The sequence below is a fragment of the Okeania hirsuta genome, assembly GCF_003838195.1.
In the GTDB taxonomy this organism is placed as follows: domain Bacteria; phylum Cyanobacteriota; class Cyanobacteriia; order Cyanobacteriales; family Microcoleaceae; genus Okeania; species Okeania hirsuta.
The window spans coordinates 1-1,424 of sequence record NZ_RCBY01000578.1 but is presented as its reverse complement, the minus strand read 5'-3'; the positions used below and the strand labels follow the sequence as shown (position 1 = coordinate 1,424).

Sequence of the window (1,424 nt, the reverse complement as noted above, 5' to 3'; positions counted from 1 at the left end):
GTGACATACTCCCACACTAACCTTGCGGTATAGTGTGGGCTTCTCGTTTCGCAGTCCCGGTACCCCGTCGGACTCCACGAGCTTTAAGGACGGAATGCCCTACCGCCCTATTTTTGATATTTATTGCTGCATTCACATCACGATCGATCGCAATACCGCAATGCGGACAAGAATGAGTTCGTATGTTTAATTCTTTATCGACTTTTTTTCCACAATTTGAGCAATCTTGGCTGGTATTTTTTGGGTTCACTCCTATGGTTTTCTGTCCAGCATTTTCAGCTTTGACAGTTAAAATAGATAGGAATTGTCCCCATCCTGCATCGTTAATTGATTTACTCAAACGGCTCTTTGCTAGCCCTTTGATATTTAAGTTTTCATGGGCGATAACTTCTGCTTTTGATAACAATTCATTGGCTGTTTTAAAGTGGAAATCTTTACGTCGATCAGCGACCTTTTTATGTTGTTTGGCTACAGATAGAAGAGCTTTTAACCATCTTTTACTACCTTTCTTTTTACGAGATAAACGTTTCTGTAGAGTCTTTAATCGCTGCTGAGATTTTCGATAGTATTGGGGTATGGGGACAGATTCTCCTTCACTTGTTACTAAGAATTCCTTCAGTCCCATATCAATTCCCAGAGTGTTTTTTAATGTAGGTTCAACTTTAGTTGTTAAAGCTGGAACTGATTTGTCTTCTAGGGATAAAGTTACATAATAACCATCTGCTTTACGGCTAATTGTTACTGTTTTAATTATAAATCCTTCTGGTATTGGACGATGCTGAATTAACTTTACTTTTCCTATTTTGGGCAAATTAATTTGATTTCCTTCAATGCAGTTAAGTTTGATTTGAGGATAAGTAAAACTGCGATAACGACCTTTTCCTTTAAACCTTGGTTTGCCTAATCGCTGCCCGTTTTTATCTGCTTTGAACCACCTATCAAAAGCTAGTTTTACCCGTTTAATGCAATCCTGGCATACCTGAGAATGAATTAGCTTGTATTCAGGAAACTTGTCTTTAGTATTGACCAAATCTTTTTTTTGAGAGTAATAATCTGGATTATCTCTTAGTTGAGGAATTGGCATCACTAAGGGGCAAGCGTTAACTGGACAACGGTTTTCTGACCACCATGAAAACCTTTCACCCAACCGATAGTTGTACTGCCGACGCAACAATTCCAACCACAATTGAATAGTGGCTATTTGTTCTTTTTGGGCCTGAATTTATATTGGTAGGCAGTGCGCATGGTGGAAATTTTCTGGGGTTATTGCAATATCATAATACAAGTTTTTCAACTAGGGCGAAGGTTTTTGCTGAGATATCATGCAAATTGAATCGGCATCGAACCCATTCAATTGGCCGCCGATTCATCTGGTCGCCAAATCACAGATTATGGCGTGAGGCTTCTCGGCGATCTAGCTAAAA

At 39.2% G+C, this 1,424-nt stretch carries 1 protein-coding gene; it reads right to left on the bottom strand.

From position 1 onward, the window contains the following. Positions 1 to 16 precede the first annotated feature (16 nt). On the bottom strand, positions 17 to 1,186 hold the full coding sequence (locus D5R40_RS32980; RefSeq protein ID WP_240038963.1) for an RNA-guided endonuclease InsQ/TnpB family protein: 1,170 nt from the start codon (positions 1,184 to 1,186) through the stop codon (positions 17 to 19). Between the last annotated feature and the right edge of the window lie 238 nt (positions 1,187 to 1,424).